The sequence below is a fragment of the Corynebacterium sp. PCR 32 genome (assembly GCF_037464985.1).
Classification (GTDB): Bacteria; Actinomycetota; Actinomycetes; order Mycobacteriales; family Mycobacteriaceae; genus Corynebacterium; species Corynebacterium kroppenstedtii_D.
In genome coordinates this window covers 103,868-117,666 of sequence record NZ_JBAHVL010000005.1, presented here as the reverse complement: position 1 = coordinate 117,666, position 13,799 = coordinate 103,868, and the positions used below count along the sequence as shown (strand labels likewise).

General features: G+C 54.1%; 13 protein-coding genes. 11 read left to right on the top strand and 2 right to left on the bottom strand.

All coding sequences use genetic code 11. The features are described from left to right. The first annotated feature begins 45 nt into the window (after window positions 1-45). The 7 genes from V5S80_RS07650 to V5S80_RS07620 all read left to right on the top strand — a co-directional run bounded on the left by V5S80_RS07650 (window position 46) and on the right by V5S80_RS07620 (window position 8,524). Entirely contained in the window at window positions 46-795 is a 750-nt protein-coding gene (locus V5S80_RS07650; protein ID WP_395170174.1) for a YggS family pyridoxal phosphate-dependent enzyme, read from the top strand. A 27-nt stretch (window positions 796-822) separates the two neighbouring features. Then, the gene (locus V5S80_RS07645) at window positions 823-1,329 is read left to right on the top strand and encodes a cell division protein SepF (protein WP_395170173.1); all 507 of its coding nucleotides are present in this window, start codon (window positions 823-825) and stop codon (window positions 1,327-1,329) included. A gap of 77 nt (window positions 1,330-1,406) precedes the next feature. Beyond that, on the top strand, window positions 1,407-1,709 hold the full coding sequence (locus V5S80_RS07640; RefSeq protein ID WP_395170172.1) for a YggT family protein: 303 nt from the start codon (window positions 1,407-1,409) through the stop codon (window positions 1,707-1,709). A 323-nt stretch (window positions 1,710-2,032) separates the two neighbouring features. Then, window positions 2,033-3,052: a DivIVA domain-containing protein gene (locus V5S80_RS07635; RefSeq protein WP_395170171.1), complete on the top strand. Its 1,020-nt coding sequence runs from the start codon at window positions 2,033-2,035 to the stop codon at window positions 3,050-3,052. Between the two features lie 110 nt (window positions 3,053-3,162). After that, the gene (locus V5S80_RS07630; RefSeq protein ID WP_395170170.1) at window positions 3,163-3,357 is read left to right on the top strand and encodes a hypothetical protein; all 195 of its coding nucleotides are present in this window, start codon (window positions 3,163-3,165) and stop codon (window positions 3,355-3,357) included. Window positions 3,358-3,717: 360 nt separating this feature from the next. Then, window positions 3,718-7,008, top strand: coding sequence for an isoleucine--tRNA ligase (gene ileS, locus V5S80_RS07625; RefSeq protein WP_395170229.1), 3,291 nt, complete (start codon window positions 3,718-3,720; stop codon window positions 7,006-7,008). A 4-nt stretch (window positions 7,009-7,012) separates the two neighbouring features. Continuing rightward, entirely contained in the window at window positions 7,013-8,524 is a 1,512-nt protein-coding gene (locus V5S80_RS07620) for a DNA polymerase IV (protein WP_395170169.1), read from the top strand. A 14-nt stretch (window positions 8,525-8,538) separates the two neighbouring features. Here the strand turns inward: V5S80_RS07620 and V5S80_RS07615 are convergent, their stop codons facing one another. Then, on the bottom strand, window positions 8,539-9,525 hold the full coding sequence (locus tag V5S80_RS07615) for an asparaginase (RefSeq protein ID WP_395170168.1): 987 nt from the start codon (window positions 9,523-9,525) through the stop codon (window positions 8,539-8,541). Between the two features lie 11 nt (window positions 9,526-9,536). Beyond that, a complete protein-coding gene (locus V5S80_RS07610; protein ID WP_395170167.1) occupies window positions 9,537-10,511 on the bottom strand; it encodes a hypothetical protein in 975 nt (324 codons plus the stop codon). A 56-nt stretch (window positions 10,512-10,567) separates the two neighbouring features. Between V5S80_RS07610 and lspA the strand changes: the two genes are divergently transcribed. From lspA to rarD, 4 genes are all read left to right on the top strand, one after another. After that, window positions 10,568-11,044 carry a signal peptidase II gene (gene lspA, locus V5S80_RS07605; protein WP_395170166.1) on the top strand — a complete coding sequence of 159 codons (477 nt, stop codon included), beginning with the start codon at window positions 10,568-10,570 and terminating at the stop codon, window positions 11,042-11,044. Window positions 11,045-11,062: 18 nt separating this feature from the next. Then, window positions 11,063-12,004, top strand: coding sequence for an RluA family pseudouridine synthase (locus V5S80_RS07600; protein WP_395170165.1), 942 nt, complete (start codon window positions 11,063-11,065; stop codon window positions 12,002-12,004). Next, complete coding sequence (locus tag V5S80_RS07595) at window positions 11,997-12,830, top strand: hypothetical protein (protein WP_395170164.1); 834 nt, start codon at window positions 11,997-11,999, stop codon at window positions 12,828-12,830. Before V5S80_RS07600 ends, V5S80_RS07595 begins: the two co-directional genes overlap by 8 nt. A gap of 82 nt (window positions 12,831-12,912) precedes the next feature. Next, window positions 12,913-13,788: an EamA family transporter RarD gene (gene rarD / locus V5S80_RS07590; protein ID WP_395170163.1), complete on the top strand. Its 876-nt coding sequence runs from the start codon at window positions 12,913-12,915 to the stop codon at window positions 13,786-13,788. Window positions 13,789-13,799 lie beyond the last annotated feature (11 nt).

The following is a 13,799-nucleotide window of genomic DNA, read 5'->3' as shown; positions in this document are numbered from 1 at the left end:
GTGGACGTGCGGACCTATCGTGAGTGGTTAGGAAGGAGCGGTCGGATGACGTCGCCTCATGGGGATCGTCACACGGAGTTGGCGCTACGGCTTAACGATGTTGCTTCCCATATTGCCCGTGTCGCTACCTCGGTAGGAAGGGACCCTCAAGACATCGAGCTGGTGCCGGTCACCAAATTCCACCCTGTTGATGACCTAGAAGTGTTGGCTTCCTGTGGGGTGCGCGTCGTCGGTGAGAGTCGTGAGCAGGAAGCGCGGGATAAGCATTACCACCTTCATGCCAGTGGTCGTCGCCTAGCTATTGACATGATTGGCCAGATTCAGTCGAAAAAGACGAACCATATTGCTCGCTGGGCACACCGTGTTCACACTGTTGATCGTGTGAAAATTGCTCGTGGCCTCGATAACGGGATGAAACGTGCTATTGATGCAGGTGAGCGTATTGGCGTGGAGAACAACGTGAGTCGACTTCCTACTTTTATTCAGTGGAGCGTTGATGGAGATCCTGCGCGGGGTGGGGCTTCCGAAAAGGAGCTTGATGACATCGCTGACGCGGTAAGCTCGTCAGAGTATCTTACGTTGGAGGGTCTCATGGTGGTACCGCCGCGAGATAAAAACCCAGCGCAAGTGTTTGACTATGCTGCTGAACTATCTGATCTGTTGTACCGTAAACACGGAGGTCACGGCGGGTTATCGGCGGGAATGTCGAACGATATAGACAGTGCGATTGCTGCTGGATCAACAGTTGTGCGTGTCGGAACGGCTATTCTTGGATCTAGGCCAGTAACTTTGTGACCATATCAACGGAGGAAGGACCCTACTATGGCCGGCTCAATGGATAAGGTAAAAGAATTCTTTGGCCTTCAGCCTGTAGAAGATTATAAACGTGATAGCTATTATGAAGATGAGTATGAGGACTACGGTGATTACGATGATCGTCCCGTAGAGCGAGAGCATCACGTTGATTCTTATTCGCGTGATGGCTATAGCTACCGGTCAGGCGGAACCTATAGTGGATCGCGATATTATTCATCGGCAGCGCCAGAACCACGTCTGCCTGAGTCTGATGACGTTCATGAACCCGAGATCGTTCGTATTACACTTGCTGAATTTCGTCAGGCTCGGCAGATCGGAGAGGCTTTTCGCAATGGCGATATCGTCGTCTACGACGTATCTGCGTTGGAAAAGTCTCAGGCGCAACGTGTGGCCGATTTTGCGGCCGGAATCCAAATTGCTTTAGATGGGAAGACGGAGCAGCTCACGACCCGCAAGTTCGCGTTGGTTCCGAAAGATGTGACGTTGGATGACGAGCAAAGAGAGCAACTGTAGGTTTTCTGACTCTTTGGAGACTGAGAACTTCCGGTACGCTGTGTCGTAATAACTGTTTATTGTGATAAAGGACGCGTGTGACTGCTCTTTCGCTAACTATCTACACGATTGCGAGGATCTACTCTTTCATCCTGATTGTTAGGATCGTGGTGGAGATGATCGCCGCTTTTTCTCGGTCATGGCAGCCTCCTCGGTGGTTTGCGTTGGTTGCGGAGCCATTTTTTGTTGTTACGGATCCGCCGGTCAAAGCGTTAAGGAAGCTTATTCCTCCATTGAAACTAGGGGGTGGCGTGGGGCTTGACCTCTCCATTCTAGTTTTGTTTTTCGCATTGGAGGTTATCGCGATGATCTTCCATCCGTCTGGTCTGATGGTCCGGTAGCAGTGGAAATTAGTAAGAAACGCCGGCACGTGATGCGCCTTTTGGGGCATAGTGCGGTAGACTAACGACGGTACTCAAATATTTGAGATCGCAGGAAATAGCATCGACCGGTTGACGGGAGCTCGTTGCTGCCGAGATTGGTCTTGCTCTAGTGATCAGAACTTTTTCTTGGCGATGTAACGTGTAAGGCGTTAACAATGAAGTTAAAGTTGAACTGACAACTGCGTTTCCAGAGATAGAATGAAGACCACGGAATGTTATCGGAGTTCGTCTTTCCTGACGAGTGACGGTAGAGGTTTCGTATGAAAGTGAAGGGAAATTCCATGCAGCTGACCCCCGCTGATGTGCATAACGTAGCGTTCAGCAAGCCGCCGATCGGCAAGCGTGGCTACAACGAGGACGAGGTTGATCAGTTCCTCGACCTTGTCGAAGACACCCTCAGTGAGCTGCTTGATGAAAACTCTGAACTAAAGAGTGCGGTGGAGGGTAGCTCAGCTGCATCTACGTCGTCTGCAGCGGCAGTGTCAGATGGTGCGGCGTCGGTTGATGAATCCGCTTTGCGTGCACAGATTGAGAGTCAAGTTCGTGGTGAGCTTGAACAGTCGATCCGTCGAGATGTTGAGCAAAAAATTCGTCGCAACCTTGAGGCTGAGTATGAGGCGCGCTTAGTGGAAGCGCGTAAGCAGGGTGAGTCCGATGCTCATGCTCGTTTTGAGTCGGATGGTCAGGCTTCGCAGGCTGCCGCAGCGCTTGTTGTTGACGATGAGGCGGACGCTAACGCTGAGACTCATATGCAGGCTGCTCGAGTGCTGAGTTTAGCTCAGGAGATGGCAGATCGTCTCACTAACGATGCTCGACAAGAATCTCAGTCGATGCTCGACGAAGCTCGCGCTGCGGCCAATAAGACTGTTGCTGATGCTGACGAGTCGTCGCGACGCACGTTGGCTGATGCTGAGTCTCGTTCCTCTGCCCAGCTGAATGAGGCTCAGCAGAAGTCGGATTCGATGATCGCTGAGGCCCGCAGGCAGTCTGAGACGATGGTCGCAGATGCGAAGCAGAAGTCTGAGACCATGCTCTCTGATGCGACTGCGCAATCTGAAGCCCAGGTTCGTTCTGCTCAAGAGAAGGCAGATCAGTTGCGTGGTGATGCTGAACGTAAGCACGCTGAGATCATGGCAACGGTAAAGAAGCAGCAGGATGCTTTGGAAGCTCGTATTGAAGAGCTTCGTACCTTCGAGCGCGAGTACCGTACCCGTTTGAAGACTTTCCTTGAGGCTCAACTTGAGGATTTGAATTCGCGTGGTTCCGCTGCTCCCGCTGGACAACTGGAGTCTAATGACTAATTAGTTTCTGTCTTTACTTTTCAGCCCGCCGTGGGTTTACCACCCTCGGTGGGCTGATTTCTGTTGTTTATTGGGTTTGGTATTCTGATGATGAACAAAAGGATGTGGTTATGACTGTTTTAGCTTTGCTGTTAGCCCTTATGGCTTTTGTCTTTCTCGTGGTGGCTTTGCTGACAGCATCGAAGGCATGGGCGATCGCGTGCATTATCGTTGGTGCTATTGGTGTCCTTATCGTCGTTATTGACACAATGGTCAAACGCAAGGGTGCACGAGAGAAAACGCACCATCCGCATCACAGGGACTGACACCTGTTGTTTTTGTGTGGACTTTAAGCATCGGGGAGTATCCCGTATAGTCTTGTTTATTCGCGGTGATCCGGCTATCTCCGGGGAGCGACTTGGAAGAACAAGCATGTCAGCAGTCGATGGCACGGTAGGTGTGCCCTGCTCACTCTGTTGATCATGCTTTAGTAGAACCAAGCGGTACGGCATCGTTACGGCCGAGAATTGAGTGGGATAGCTTAGATGCAGTTGCGTATGCGACCACCATCATACGAGATCTATCCAATCAGGGTGGTACCGCGCGTGAGCGTCCCTGGCTTAGCGTTGCTGAGCGGTGGTGGACGCGTGCCGGGCCGTCTTTCTTGTGTATGGCACTGTTCGCTCATGGGCTTGGTTACGTCGTTAGTAGTTCATAATAGCGTAGAAAAAGAGGAGCTCACAGTGTCGGAAAGCTCGTTGACCACAAATCCTGACTGTTCACGGAAACCTGAGGATGCGACCCCGGCTGGCGGGGCATATCCGCGGGTTGACCTTGCTGATGGGGCGACACGATTTGCCGATATGGAGTTGAAGGTCCTTGATTTTTGGAGGAAGGACCGGACATTCGACGAGTCTGTTGACCGGTGTGATGGCGGCTCTGAATATGTTTTCTATGACGGGCCACCGTTTGCGAACGGTTTGCCCCATTATGGACACTTATTGACGGGGTATGTGAAAGATATTATTCCTCGATACCAGACGATGCGTGGCAAGAAAGTGGCCCGCGTGTTTGGCTGGGATTGCCATGGACTTCCCGCAGAGCTGGAAGCTGAGAAGCAGCTTGGGATTAAAGATAAAGGCCAGATTGAGGCGATGGGTCTCGAAGCCTTCAACGAGTATTGCGGTAAGTCTGTTCTTCGCTATACCGAAGAGTGGAAAGAATACGTTACTCGGCAGGCGCGGTGGGTCGATTTCGAGCATGGCTATAAGACCATGAACCTGGATTTTATGGAATCTGTCATGTGGGCGTTTAAAACCCTCTATGACAAAGGTCTGATCTACCAGGGATTCCGTGTGTTGCCCTATTCCTGGGCCGAGCATACCCCCTTGTCAAATCAGGAAACGCGCCTTGATGATTCGTATAAGGTCCGGCAAGATCCGACACTGACGGTCACGTTCCCCGTCACTGGTGTGAACGACGGGGCTGACGCAGATCCTAGCTTGGTGGGAGCCTTGGCTTTAGCCTGGACGACAACGCCATGGACACTTCCATCGAACCTTGCTTTGGCTGTGCACCCAAATGTCACGTATGTCGAGATTGAGGTGGGTAGTCAGGGCCTCGCCGAGTTTGCTGGCCAGCGTGTTCTCTTGGCTGAGGACCTTGTCGGCGCATATACGAAGGAACTGGGTGAGGATCACACGATCCTGTCGACTCATCCGGGTAGTGACCTTGTGGGCCTGACCTACGAGCCGATCTTTGGCTACTTCAAAGATAATCCGAATTCTTTCCAGATCCTGCCTGCTGAATATGTGACGACCGAGGACGGCACGGGTATCGTTCATCAAGCCCCCGCGTTTGGCGAGGACGATATGAATACCACGAACCAGTTCGATATCCCGGTGGTTATTCCTGTTGATGCTGACGGAAGGTTCACTTCGGAGGTTCCGGAGTACCAAGGCCAGCTTGTATTTGATGCAAACAAACAGATTATTAAGGATCTGAAGGACGCCCAGCGTGTAGTCCGCCACCAGACGATTGAGCACTCATATCCTCATTCGTGGCGCTCGGGTGAGCCGCTGATTTACATGGCGCTGCCATCGTGGTTTGTGTCGGTAACGACGTTCCGTGATCGCATGGTTGAGCTGAACCATGAGCAGATTGAGTGGCTACCAGAGCATATTCGGGACGGCCAGTTTGGGAAATGGCTCGAAGGTGCTCGAGACTGGAATATTTCTCGTAACCGGTACTGGGGCTCGCCGATTCCTGTGTGGGTGTCAGATAGCAACGAATATCCGCGTGTTGATGTGTACGGGTCGTTGGATGAGCTGGAACGGGACTTTGGTAGGCGTCCGGAGTCGTTGCATCGTCCATATATCGACCAACTCACCCGCCCCAATCCTGATGATCCGACGGGAAAGTCGACGATGCGTCGTGTCCCTGAAGTGTTGGATTGCTGGTTTGAGTCTGGTTCCATGCCGTTTGCGCAGGTGCATTACCCATTTGAGAACCAAAAGTGGTTTGAGGACCATGCGCCAGCGGACTTTGTCGTTGAGTATTCAGGACAGACTCGCGGGTGGTTCTACACGTTACATGTGTTAGCGACCGCACTGTTTGATCGGCCTGCGTTTAAACGCGTGGTCGCTCACGGAATTGTGTTGGGCAACGACGGACTGAAGATGTCGAAGTCGAAGGGTAACTACCCGAGCGTCAATGAGGTTTTTCATCGTGATGGTTCGGACGCAATGCGGTGGTTCCTGATGTCATCGCCGATTCTGCGTGGCGGGAACCTTATTGTGACTGAGGATGGGATCCGTGAGGGTGTTCGCCAAGCGATGTTACCGATGTGGAACGCGTACTCGTTCTTGGCGCTATATGCATCGAAGCCAGCGGAGTGGTCGACGTCGTCAACGAATGTGTTGGATCGGTATATCCTTGCGAAGCTGCATGAGACGGTTGAGGATGTTACGAAAGCCTTGGATAACACTGACGTTGCTCGTGCGACGGATGCAGTTCGGCGGTTCTGCGATGCGCTGACGAACTGGTATGTGCGCAGGTCTCGTGATCGTTTCTGGGCGGGCGACACCGTCAAGCCGGAGGCCTTTAATACGTTGTACACGGTCTTGGAGACGCTAACCCGAGTGACAGCCCCGCTGCTGCCCATGTTGTCTGAGGTGTTGTGGCGGGCTCTTACCGGAGGGCGCTCAGTGCATTTGGCCGCGTGGCCGTCGTCTGATGATATTCCGGCCGATCCTGGTTTGGTTGCGGCAATGGATGATGTTCGGTCGGTGTGTTCGGCTGCGTCGTCGTTACGGAAGGCGCATCATCTGCGCAATCGTTTGCCCCTACTGTCGATGACGGTGGCGATGCCACAGTCGACTTCGGTGCAACCTTTTGTTGACATTATGCGTGACGAAGTCAATGTCAAGGATGTCTTCTTGACTGATGATGTTAATTCAGTTGGCCGATGTGAAGCAGTTGTCAATGCGCGCATCGCGGGTCCGCGATTGGGTAAAGATGTACAGCGCGTTATTAAGGCTGTAAAAGCGGGCAACTACACGATCGACGGAGATGGTCTACACGCCGACGGTATCGATCTCACGCCCGAAGAGTTTACCCGGCGGCTGGTTGCTGTGAACCCTGACACGACTGCTGAAGTGTCGGGAACACGTGGTCTCGTTGTAATTGATACAACGATGACCCCAGAATTGGAGGCTGAGGGATGGGCTGCGGACCGCATTCGCGGGATTCAGGATGCACGTAAAGACGCTGGCCTTAACGTCACCGATCGCATTGCGTTGACCATTTATGTTCCCGTGGACAAAGTGGACCTAGCTGAATCGCAGAAGGACACCATCGCGGCAGAAGTTTTGGCCACATCGGTCGCTGTCAAAGATATTGCTGAGGCTCCGAGCAGCGCTACCGATGTTGCTGATGGATGCTTTGCTACGGTAGCAATCGCGAGTACTCCTGCCTAGGTCAATGCTCCACGGGGTAGCTCAGGATCGGTGGGTGCTGCATATCGACATGGATGCGTTCTTCGCGTCATGTGAGCAGCTCACGCGACCGACTCTGCGAGGCCGCCCAGTGTTGGTGGGTGGTGTATCCGGACGCGGTGTGGTCGCCGGAGCGTCGTATGAGGCGCGCAAGTTCGGCGTCCACTCGGCGATGCCGATGATGCGTGCTCGTCGGCTTGTCGGCTATACCGGGATTACCGTGCGTCCTCGTTTCCCCGTATATCAAACTGCGTCACGGCGTGTCATGGACATAATTCGTGACGAGGCCGGACTCATTGAACAGCTCAGCGTTGACGAAGCCTTCATGGAACCAGACGAACTCCATGGTGCCTCATCGGACGAGGTTCGTGACTGGGCTCATCACCTGAGAGACCGCATCATGCAGGAGACAGGGTTGTCGTCGTCGGTGGGAGCTGGCTCTGGAAAGCAGTATGCGAAAATCGGGTCTGGCCTGGCGAAGCCGGATGGAACTGTCGTTATCTCCGCGGAGCACCAACACGCTATTCTTGATCCACTTCCGGTGAGAAAACTATGGGGGATTGGTCCGGTAGCGGAGGCTAAATTGGCCGATATTGGGGTTCGGACTATCGAACAGTTCGCGCAAATGTCTCGGATCGATGTGGAAATGACCTTGGGGAAGACGAACGGTCCAGCTTTGTGGAGTCTTGCTCAAGGACACGATCCACGACGCGTGGCTCCGCGTGCTGAAGCGAAGCAAGTATCCTCGGAATCGACGTTCAGCGAGGATCTCACCTCTGTGGATGAGGTACGTGAGGGGATTCGTTCGTCGTTGGCAAAAGCACATGCTCGCCTGATGAAAGATGGTCGCGGAGCCCGAACAATTACGGTGAAGCTTAAACACGCTGATTTTGAGCAGCATACCCGGTCAGAGACCCTCCCTTTTCCGACGACAGACTGGGATGCTCTCTTTCGCGTTGCACGTCGTCTTGCCGTTGACCCTGCGGTGGGTGGAGCGGTTCGCCTAGTTGGGGTGTCGTTATCGGGGTTGGAGGCGGCGCGCCAGGAAGCATTGTTTCCGGACCTCGAGCCCTCTGTTGAGGCAGGGGCGGCCCCTGCGAACATCGACGGCGCTGATTTTGAAGCGGGAGTCGTGTCTGCTATCGCTGCGTTGACGAAGGCTGACAGTGATGACATAGCGAGACCGGATGGGGATAAGGTCGCCAGTGTCGATGACAGTGGCACCGGTGATGAAGAAGATCATGGCCAGGCTGTTCTTCAGGGAGAAAAGCCGGTGGTGTGGCCTGCAACCCTCGACGTCCATCATTCCAAGTATGGTCACGGGTGGGTGCAAGGATCTGGGCATGGTGTGGTCAGCGTCCGATTTGAAACCCGCACCACCGGTAAAGGGGCCGTACGGAATTTTCCGACTGACACCTCAGAGCTTACCCCCGCGGATCCCGTCGATAGCCTGGAATGGCATGATTGGTCGGAACGTGTCGAGGGGCCCGATGAATGAGACGCGTGCGTCGGTTAGACATCAAAAAGGGCATGCGGGGAAACGCCTGCGTCGATAGCAGCTGCAAGGATAACGCGTGCCTGGCCTGCATGAACACACTGTGCTCCGATAACGCCTTTGCGGGTAAGCGTGAGACCACCTCCCGCACCACCGTATTGGGCGCTAACTTCTCCTCGTGGAACGCGACTAGTCATGACGACAGGGGTTCCTTGCTCAGTCACGAATGTGATGGCATCAGCAAGAACGTCGCCCACGTTGCCTGCACCCATGCCTTCGATGACAAGGCCCTCCGCACCAGCGGCGATAGCGGCATGAATGAGTGTTGCATCGGCGCCCGGGTAGGCGGGAATGATATCTACGCGATGTCCAGCGAAGGTGACAGCGGGGAGTGGGCGCGGGCGTGGAGACTCGTCGGGGGCATTGGTGGCGAATGCGAGGGGATCAGATGTATGCCATTTCATCGCGCCACGGGCTGGGATAACAGCATGACCAAATACGATAAGGACGCCGATATCGCGGGCGGAAGCATCCATAGCAACAACAATGGAATCGAAGAGATTGACCGGGCCATCAGCTTCTGGATCGTCGGCGGGGCGTTGCGCGCCAGTGAAGATGACAGGGCGAGGATCATTGTGGATAATATCGGCCGCCATGGCTGACTCTTCCATGGAATCGGTCCCATGAGTGACGATAACCCCAGTGACGTGAGGATCGCTGAGAGCATCAACGATGGCGGCATTGATGGTGTCATAGTCGTCGAAAGTGATTGATGAACTATCGAGCCGGGCTATATCTCGGGGTTCGATGATGACGTCGATGTCGAAACGGTGCGCCACTGGTTGGAGGAGCTCCGTTGTCGACAGGGTTGGTACGAGAGCTCCGGTGGCGTCATGGGTACATGAGATTGTTCCTCCGGTACCCAAGACCACGATGTGAGGCGACGGTGTCTCCGAGTGAGGCGACGGCTGACAGTCGGGGGCGGCGGATTGTGATGGTGGCATTTTTAGACGGTCTACTTCCATGTGATTGCACGTTTATTCTTCTGGACGATCGGGACCTCGTCGCTTATTGGGCCGTGTCCGGGTGCGGCGGGGTTGATGCTGGGGGGGCGGTCCGACGATTCTTTTGTGTTTGCGGCGTACGTCGTTGTTGTTGTGCTGTCGAGTGTGCCGGCGACAGGAAGTGGGGTGGAGAGATTGATATGCAAGGTCCCGGCATCGGTAGTGGTCGTGGAGTCCTTGATATCAAGGGATCCCTTCGCATTTAAGGGAGCGTTTGGTGCTTCTGAGAGAGATAAAGACCTGGTACTGGAACGCTGATGGATAGTTGCGTCGAGGACTACGGAGGTACCCTCGTGTTTTTTTAGCGTGTAGGTGATTGTTTTTACCGCAGGGGAGGGATCATTAACCTTGACGCGAACATCCCATTGGGCGCCGACTCCAATGGGGTCGGTGGGAAAGACTACCGGAGTTGATAGGTATTGAGTAAGAGCGCGTTCCACTGACGCACGGGCGGTGGGCGATGCCTGTGTCGGCGCGGTGAATGTGGCTTGGGATGTCACCCCGGTGGCAGATTTGTTGGTTTTTAGCCTGAAACCTTCAGCAGTCGCGATATCGGAGTTAAGTGTGGCATTGGACCCAGTGGGCTTTCCAACAGTAATGGTGTCGCCGTGAGCGGTGTACGGAAGCGACATTGTTGTTGAGTCAAGTCTAAGATCGGTATTAGAAGTAGTGGTATCTTGGCTAAATCCCTGGGTGATGTCCATGACTCCGCGTTGAACAGAATCATGAAGATTGTATTTCAGTATCGACTGAGGGTGAGCTCCCGGGCTTGTCAGAGTGATGACGGTAGCCTCGAGGTTCACTGTGGCAGCGTCGTGGTGTGTCGCGTTGTTGCTATCCTTCGAGCTACACGCGGTGATAAAGAGCACGGCGACGGCGGTTCCTGCAGCGACGATTCGACGGAGCTTTGATTTCACGAACTTCATGGTACTGACAGGTGCTCCTCGGCGTAGTAGCGCGGGTAAATGAGGCGCCCGTTACTATGGTCTGCGTGAATCGGTGGATTGTTCTAAGCATCGTGGCGATAGTCGCGATTGGTGACCAAGCGGTGAAGTCGCTTCTTGTTGCGGTGCTGATGCCGGGGCATGCGTATACGATCATTCCTGGTTTTCGGTTGTATCTCATTCGCAATTCTGGTGCTGCTTTCAGCATGGGGAGTGATGCGACGGTGCTTTTTACCGTGATTCAAGCTGCTGCTGTGATTGCGGTCGTGCTGGGTTCGTCACGAATGAGGCATAGATGGGAGTTCGTGGGGTACGGACTCATTGGTGGTGGTGCCCTGGGAAACCTTATTGATCGTCTATTGAGGAGCCCCGGTTTTGGTGTGGGGCATGTGGTCGATTTCATTTCGGTGGGACGATTCGCCATTTTTAACGTGGCAGATTCGGCAATCACCATCGGCGTGGTGATCTATGTGATCGGAGCTCTCTTCGGTGGTAAACAGAGGGAAGTACGATAATAGGTAGGTGAGTGAAATATGCGTGATTCTCGGCGCATGCCTGTTCCTGTGGGGCTAGATGGCCTCCGGGTCGATTCTGGTTTGTCGAAGTTGCTTGGCCTATCACGTACAGTTGTCGCTGATCTCGCATCGTCAGGCGATATCCTGATCGACGGTGTTCCTGTCGCCAAGTCTGATCGTTTGACATCGGATTCGTGGTTGGACGTCACTCTGCCAGAGCAACGATCGATGGCCGATGAACCTGCTCGTGAAGTTGAGGGCATGGATATTCTGTATAGCGATAGCGATGTCATCGTTGTTGATAAGCCGGTGGGGGTGGCAGCTCACCCGACCATGGGGTGGGACGGGCCAACAGTGACCTCGGGTTTACGTGCTGCCGGGTTCCGTGTATCAACGTCAGGCCCTCCAGAACGTCAGGGGATTGTTCAACGGTTGGACGTGGGCACGTCCGGCGTGATGGTTGTGGCTGCGTCAGAACGTGCGTATTCGCTTCTTAAGCAGGCTTTTCGTGATCGCACGGTTGATAAGACCTACCATGCCCTTGTTCAGGGACATCCAGATCCGACAGTGGGCACCATTGATGCACCGATAGCTCGACATCCTGGCGCGGGATGGAAATTTGCTGTTCGGTCAGACGGTAAGCGGGCAATCACACACTATTCGACAATGGAAGCATTCCGCGAGGCAACGTTGGTGTCCGTGCATCTTGAAACGGGGCGGACCCATCAAATTCGTGTGCACTTTTCGGCGTTGCACCATCCATGTTGCGGGGATCCCATGTATGGTTCAGATCCAATCTTAACCACGCATTTAGGGCTGTCACGTCAGTGGCTGCACGCAGTTTCTTTGGGCTTTACCCATCCTGATGGGCACGACATGGTCGTAGAATCCCGATACCCGACTGATTTGGATCACGCTTTAACGACGCTTCGTCGGGATAACGGAATGCTTGATGGGTAAACATAGCAGCCAGGGTCGTCGAAAGTCCTCGCCCCCTGAGGCGAGGTCGCCGTGGAACCCGGGGGCGGGGCGTGCGGTCCGTGATCGGTATGTTCGACCCAGCGTGCAGTCGTATTCTTCGGTGTCGTCGAGGGGCCCACGGCCGGGAGGCCGTATTGACTGGGGAACGACGGGGCCACGGTCGCGCTCACCATTGTCATCGGTGGACGCGAGATCACGATCGAGAGTGACGGTCGCGCACGCTACTGGATCGTGGAATATGTGGTGGAATGTTGCTGCCCTTGTAGCAGGAGCGTTGCTGATTACTGTTTTTATTATCCTTATGGTCCGACCGGATAGTACAGCCGCACCGATGGGGATTAATGGCGATACGTTGGGGCCAGATAATGAAACGATGGCGCAGTATCAAGCGCGTGCTGATGCGACTCTTCACTCTGAGAGTCTGGAGAGCAACAACAAACACTGGGCACTGGTGACTTTCAATCCGCCAGCTACATCGGCACAAGCTGCGGAAGCTTTGAGTGATAGTCAAGTGCGAGTGGGGTCCGTGTTAGTAGGCTCGGGGGTTGTATCTGGAATACCAAACCCGACGTCTGGTTATCCGTTGGAACGCTTATTCGCTAATGAGATGAAGTGGACCCAGAACGCAGATGATCACCTCCCTGAGGTGCAGATCCCCGGGGTTGTTGTGCATGGGACGTTGGACCAGCTTCGAGCGATCCGGATCCGAACATTTTCTGTGGAGGCACTCCCATCTGATGCCGTATGGGGGCGCATAGGAGTGCGTAATCCAGATAACGCAGGGGGTGAGGGACACCCACGATAGTCGTGGTTATGAGCGCGTGGTCCGAACATCGTGCCTAGGCTTATGTAAGAAAGATGAGAGCTTGTGAGCTACCATCATTCATGTGATATGGGCTTGGGCTTGTTACATGTTGTGGGGTCTCTTTCCTGGTTTCTTTCCGCTGCTGAAGCCGGCTTCGCCGTTAGAAATTTTGGCTCATCGGTTTGTGTGGACCCTTGTTTTTATGCTTGTGATTGTGGTTGTCACTGGCCAAGCGAGAAAGTTGATTATCATCCCAGGGCGGACGTGGATCACCGTGGCAGCGGCGGCTGTGCTGATTGCGTTGAATTGGGGAACATATATTGTTGCGGTTAATTCCCATCATGTTGCCGATGCGGCTTTAGGGTACTTCATCAACCCACTTGTGAGTGTTCTGCTTGGCGTCTTTTTCTTGTCGGAGCGCCTCCGCCCGTTGCAGTGGTTGTCGGTCGGTATTGCTGTGGGGGCGGTTATTGTTCTCACGGTGGACTTGGGGCACCCGCCTGTCATTTCTTTGGCCTTGGCCTTTAGTTTTGGGCTATACGGGTTGCTCAAAAAGCGTGTTCCGCTCGACCCAATGATTTCCTTGACCTGCGAAACATTGTGCATTGCTCCAGTGGCAGTGATCTATTTATCTATTTTGGGTCAGCGACACCTGGGAACGTTTACCTCAGTGGGGAGGGCACACACTGCGCTGTTGATGACAGCAGGCATTGTCACAGCCATTCCGTTGCTGCTCTTTGGGTACGCTGCCCAGCGTATTTCGTTAACGTCGCTGGGAATGCTCCAGTATCTTTCCCCAGTGCTTCAGATGATATGGGCTGTATTCGTGGTACACGAGTCGTTTAGTGTTGGCCGTTGGGTAGGGTTTGCGACCATTTGGATCAGCGTCGGGTTCTTTGTTGCCGATTTAGTCATCGTTTCCCGTCGACGAAAAAACCACGTTCAAGCAGTGTCGTAGTGGCACGGGCA